The organism is Mycobacterium sp. (assembly GCF_050701515.1).
Taxonomy (GTDB): Bacteria; Actinomycetota; Actinomycetes; order Mycobacteriales; family Mycobacteriaceae; genus Mycobacterium.
In genome coordinates this window covers 1-5,278 of the sequence record NZ_JBOGDB010000209.1, presented here as the reverse complement: position 1 = coordinate 5,278, position 5,278 = coordinate 1, and the positions used below count along the sequence as shown (strand labels likewise).

Annotated in this window: 6 protein-coding genes and 1 pseudogene; 3 read left to right on the top strand and 4 right to left on the bottom strand. The window is 65.2% G+C overall.

Going from position 1 to position 5,278, the window contains the following annotated elements:
- The 4 genes from ACRDU5_RS16860 to ACRDU5_RS16845 form a co-directional block, all read right to left on the bottom strand.
- Nucleotides 1-346 (bottom strand): pyridoxamine 5'-phosphate oxidase family protein (locus ACRDU5_RS16860; protein WP_526615797.1); only part of this gene is annotated, 346 nt, incomplete at its 3' end.
- Between the two features lie 23 nt (nucleotides 347-369).
- Complete coding sequence (gene nagA, locus ACRDU5_RS16855; protein WP_526615796.1) at nucleotides 370-1,530, bottom strand: N-acetylglucosamine-6-phosphate deacetylase; 1,161 nt, start codon at nucleotides 1,528-1,530, stop codon at nucleotides 370-372.
- A gap of 9 nt (nucleotides 1,531-1,539) precedes the next feature.
- Entirely contained in the window at nucleotides 1,540-2,325 is a 786-nt protein-coding gene (gene nagB / locus ACRDU5_RS16850; RefSeq protein ID WP_526615795.1) for a glucosamine-6-phosphate deaminase, read from the bottom strand.
- A complete protein-coding gene (locus ACRDU5_RS16845) occupies nucleotides 2,326-2,796 on the bottom strand; it encodes a PTS sugar transporter subunit IIA (protein ID WP_526615794.1) in 471 nt (156 codons plus the stop codon).
- A gap of 110 nt (nucleotides 2,797-2,906) precedes the next feature.
- Here ACRDU5_RS16845 and ACRDU5_RS16840 point away from each other — a divergent pair, with 110 nt between their 5' ends.
- The 3 genes and pseudogenes from ACRDU5_RS16840 to ACRDU5_RS16830 all read left to right on the top strand — a co-directional run.
- On the top strand, nucleotides 2,907-4,466 hold the full coding sequence (locus ACRDU5_RS16840) for a PTS transporter subunit EIIC (protein ID WP_526615793.1): 1,560 nt from the start codon (nucleotides 2,907-2,909) through the stop codon (nucleotides 4,464-4,466).
- 42 nt (nucleotides 4,467-4,508) lie between these two features.
- Nucleotides 4,509-5,171: a DUF5995 family protein gene (locus tag ACRDU5_RS16835; protein WP_526615791.1), complete on the top strand. Its 663-nt coding sequence runs from the start codon at nucleotides 4,509-4,511 to the stop codon at nucleotides 5,169-5,171.
- A gap of 42 nt (nucleotides 5,172-5,213) precedes the next feature.
- A pseudogene (locus ACRDU5_RS16830) lies at nucleotides 5,214-5,278 on the top strand (IS607 family transposase); the annotation flags it as partial.

Genomic DNA, 5,278 nt, shown 5'->3' with positions numbered 1-5,278 from the left:
ATTTGGTTCCCATCAACCAGCGCACTTCTTCGAGATGCGGGTCGGCGCCTTCTTGTTCGGCATTCTCGAGCACCGTCGCATGACCTTGAAACATCGCGCCCTGAAGCTCCGGGAACCGCTCATTGCGATCGACGAGGACAGTGCAAACCGGACTGTGCCGCAGGTTGGCGACTTTCTGACCTCGGCAATAGAAGTACACCCGCCCCGCTGCCCATCCGAACCAGAGCGGCGTGACGTTGATCCGCTCACCGGGTCCGATTGTCGCTATGCGCATGTTCCACGACGTGGTCATCAGCTCGTCCAACTCCTCGGCCGTCAGGCCAAGCTCCGCGGGTATCCGGGGCATCGACTACGGCCTTCCTTTTCCTGTCATCCGCTTAGCGAAACGGTTTCGGGTTCGATGATCCACGATCCGCGCCGCAGCACACCCGTCACCGCGAGGCCTGAGTCCAGTACCACCAAGTCGGCGGTAGCCCCGGGCATGAGCCCCTGGCACGGCAGACCCAACGCCCGGGCGGGATTGATCGATGCCTGACGCACGGCGGCCAACAGCGCCTCGTCACGCGGAAACCCGCTGTGGTCAACGGCGAATCTGAACTGGCGGTCCATGGTTGCGGTGCTGGCCGCGATGGTTTGCGTTCCCGCGAGGCGAGCCGCCCCGCCCGCGACTTCCACCGCCAACTGCCCAAGCCGATAACCGCCGTCGGGCATACCGGCAGCGGCCATCGCGTCGGTCACCAGCGACACCCGCTCTCCTCCCGCGCTGTGCGTGACATGTCGGTAGATGGCGGGATCGACATGCACGCCATCGGTTATCAGTTCGACGGTCACCCGCGGTTCTTCGAGAAGCGCAACGATCGGACCGGGCTCACGACGATCGATCGGACGCATCGCATTGAACAGATGCGTGCCCACCGTCGCGCCCGCCGCGATGGCCGCCCGCGTCTGCTCGTAGGTCGCCTCGGTGTGGCCTACGGCGGCCACCACGCCCGCATCGACGATCTTCGCGATCGCTGCCAGCGCACCGTCGCGTTCCGGCGCGAGGGTGACCATGCGAATGGTCCCCCCACCCGCATCAAGAAGGCGGTCTATCTCCGCGGGGTCCGGGTCGCGCATCAGCGACGGCTCGTGTGCGCCGCACCGCGTGGTGGAAAGCCATGGCCCTTCCAGATGGATCCCGGCGATCAAGCCGGCACGAACGTCGTCGGCCAATTCCACGACCTGGCGCAGCAACTCGGCCGGGCCGGCGGTGACGAGGGAGGCGAGGATTGTGGTGGTGCCGTACCGGCGGTGCAGTGCCACCGCAGTCGACGTGTCGGCACGCGAAGCGGTGGAGAAGCTCGCCCCTCCTCCGCCGTGCACATGCGTGTCGACGAAGCCCGGCACCACCGTCACGGCGCCGAGCTCGCGGTCGGCGGGCCGGGGCGCAGCGCCCGCGCCGACCGCATGCACAGTGCTACCTGAAACCTCAATCCACCCGGGCCGCAATAGTTCTCGGCCCGTGATTAGGGTGTCAGCGGTCATCAACATGGTGGCGTCTCAGATGCCCTGCCATGTCGGCTTGGAGCGGTAGGCCTCGCGGTAGTAGTCGACAAGCTGAAGCCGGCGAGCGGCAGCCTCGTCGAGCAGCACCGTCACATGCGGGTGAAGCTGCAGAATGGTCGCCGGCCACAGCGCGCTGACCGCGCCCTCGACCAGGTGATGCACGGCTTCGGCCTTGCTGCGACCGGTCGCCACCAGGATCAGGTGACGGACCTCCATGATCGTCGCGAGCCCCTGGGTCAGGCAGTGCGTGGGCACCGATTCCAGGTCGCCGCCGAAGAAGCGGGCGTTGTCAATCCGGGTCTGTCTGGTCAGCGTCTTGATTCGGGTTCGGGAGGCCAGCGAGGACCCCGGCTCGTTGAACGCGATATGCCCGTCGGTGCCGATCCCGAGGATCTGCAGATCGACACCGCCCGCTGCGCGGATGGCGTTCTCGTACGCCGCGCATGCGGCCGGGATGTCGGCGGCCAGACCATCGGGGCCCTGGACCGCGCCGGGAGCGAAGTCGACCCGGGACACGAACTCGGTGTCAATGACGTTGCGGTACCGCTGGGGATGGTCGGCGGGCAGGCCGACGTACTCGTCGAGAATGAAACCGTGGGCCCGCCGGAATGAGATCAGGCCGGTATCACAGCGGGCCGCCAGTAAGTCGTAGATCGCCCGCGGCGACGAGCCGGTGGCCAGGCCCAGAACCGCGGTCGGTTTGCGACTAAGCAGGGAGTCGATCGCGTCGGCGGCGACCACGCCAATCTCGTTGGCGTTCTGCAGGATGACGACTTCCATCTACTCGTTCGCCGTGAAAAGGCTTGCACCGGAATCGATATCAGCGCCCGCCTTGACAGCTTCGGACACAATGATGTTGCCGGGTTGGCGTTCGTCCATGACCACAACGGGGACAACGGGATTGAACCCGTTGGCCTCGACTGCCGGGACGTCGTAGGTGATGATGACCTGGCCCGCGGTGACGGGGTCGCCCTGGCTGACGTGGGTCGTGAATCCTTCGCCATTCAGCTTGACGGTGTCCAGACCCAGATGGACGAGAACCCCGACGTTGTCCGGGGTCATCACGATGTAGGCGTGCGGCATCAACTTCAAGATCTTCCCGCTGACCGGAGCGACCGCGTCGATAACCCGGCGCGGTGGATCGATCGCGGCACCATAACCCACCATGCCCGCCGAAAACACCGGGTCGGGGACTTCGTGAAGCAGAACCGCACGTCCACCGACCGGGGCGAGGACTGGCATCGTAGTCACACACCAACGATACGAGCGTGCCCGAAAGACAGTCTCGACTTCGAGGTTTCCTCTAAGCTTCCGCTGAGCTTCGGCGGCGGGCGGGTTTCGGCACAGGAGGGTCAGCGGAGATGAGCGACACGACGAAAGCTGAAGGGACGCCGAGAAAGTCGGGTCTGCGCATTCCCGGCTTCGCACAATTGCAGCGGCTGGGCAAGAGCCTCATGCTGCCGATCGCAGTGCTGCCCGCGGCGGGAATCCTGCTGCGACTCGGGCAACCCGACCTGCTGGGCAGAATCGAATCTCCGGTCATCGGACCGTTCTTCAAGGCGATGAGCGCTGCCGGCGAAGCGCTGTTCACCAACCTCCCCCTGCTTTTCGCCGTCGGCGTCGCCATCGGATTCGCCAGGAAGGCGGACGGCTCGACCGCACTGGCCGCCGTGGTGGGCTACCTGGTGGTGGAAGCGGTGTTCAAGACCATGTCGCCGATCGTGCTCGCCGGCGAGGTCGACAAGGCAGGCGAACAAGCCCAGATCAACTACAGCGTGTTCGCGGGAATCGTGGTCGGTCTGGTGACCGCGTGGCTCTTCGACCGCTACCACACCATCCAATTGCCCTCCTACCTCGGATTCTTCGGGGGCAGGCGGTTTGTCCCGATCGTGGTGTCACTGGCCTGCCTGTTCATCGCGTTCGCCATGAGCTACTTCTATCCGATCTTCGATGCCGGGCTCACCGGCCTCGGCAAGTTCATCGGCGGCGCGGGCGCGGTTGGCGCCTTCGTCTACGGCTTTGCCAATCGCATGCTGATTCCGTTCGGTCTTCATCACATCCCCAACTCGTACGTCTGGTTCATCTACGGCGACTATCAGAATCCCGACGGCGAAGTCGTCACCGGTGAACTCACTCGATTCGCTGCCGGCGACTCGACGGCCGGCATCCTCACGTCGGGGTTCTACCCGATTCTGATGTTCGGGCTGCCCGCTGCCGCCCTGGCCATGATCCATATGGCGAACAAGAAGCAGCGCAAGCTCGCGGTCGGCATTCTGTCGGCGGCGGCGCTGACCGCGTTCCTGACCGGGATTACCGAGCCCCTCGAATTCGCGTTCATGTTCGTGGCGTTCCCGTTGTATGTCATCCACGCCCTGCTCACGGGACTCTCCCTGGCCATCGCCTACCTGCTCGATATTCACCTGGGCTTCTCGTTCTCCGCGGGGCTCATCGACTTGCTGCTCTACGGCACCGCACCTGCCGCGAAGAACATCCCGCTGCTCATCGGCATGGGCGTGGTGTTCTTCGTCGTCTACTACCTGCTGTTCCGGTTTGCGATCTCGAAGTGGAACATGCGGACTCCGGGACGCGAGCCGGAAGCCGAATTCGAGGCTTCCGAAGATGCGAACCTCGGCGAGGGCGCCGACTCGGTCACTTCCGTGACTGCCGGCGCAGCGGGCACTACGACCAAGGTGAGCAAGGCCGAGCAGGTCATCGCCGCGCTCGGCGGCCGGGAGAACCTGGTAAACGTCGACGCCTGCATTACCCGGCTGCGGATGGAGGTCGCCGATACCAGCAAGGTGGATCAGCCTCGTCTACGGAGTCTCGGGGCCGCCGGCGTCGTCGAGGTCGGCAACAGCGTCCAGGCGGTCTTCGGCACGGATGCCGAGGCCCTGAAGAACGACATCGTCGAGATTCTGTAGAAGCGTCAGCAAATTTTCGGACGCGACAATAGACTGTTTGCTGTGCTGCAGCACCGGGCAGACGAGGATGCCGCCGAGACGTCGGCGAGGGCGAACGCGGTTGCCGCGCGAAATCGGCTCGAGCAGCAAGCCGCACGGATGGTCGACGATCGCGGCCGTCCCCACGACAGCCGTTGGTGGTTCACCAACAGCTATGTCCGGACCACGGAGGGTGCCATTGAGGAGGCCGACGCCGGCAGCTTCACCGATCCGCTCTTCATTTTCCGGCTGATCACCTACTTCGAGAAGCTCTACATCGACAATGTGCTCGCCGCCGACGAGGGCCGCTGGGTCGAGCCGCACTGGCAGCGCGCCTTCGACATCGCAGCACACGCCGACGCACGACGGCGCGTCTTCGCGCGGATGCGAAACATGGAGGCTGTCCCCAGCAGCATCCGGGCGGTCGTCGCGAGTGTGGTGGCCGCGAGCCGCGCCCACGTGCGATTCGACCTGCCGCGGGCGATGGCTTGGGTCCAGCTCAACCGGCCAGGCGGGTCGGGTGAGGGCCGCATCGGGACGCGGATCGGCGACTTCATGGCGATGGCGGCGGTGTTCGAGCAGGCGACCCTCGCCGCGAACGTCGACGTCGCCCGGCACACCGGGCTGCCCGTCCAGTTCATGCCCGGGCGGATCCAGGAGTGGGGGCTGCCAGCTGTTGCGGGTTGAGTGGTCGGTAGTTGTCGGTGGTGTGCTGTAGGAACAGAAAGTATGAATCTAGCGGCGTGGGCTGAGCGCAACGGTGTTGCGCGCGTGACTGCGTATCGCTGGTTTCG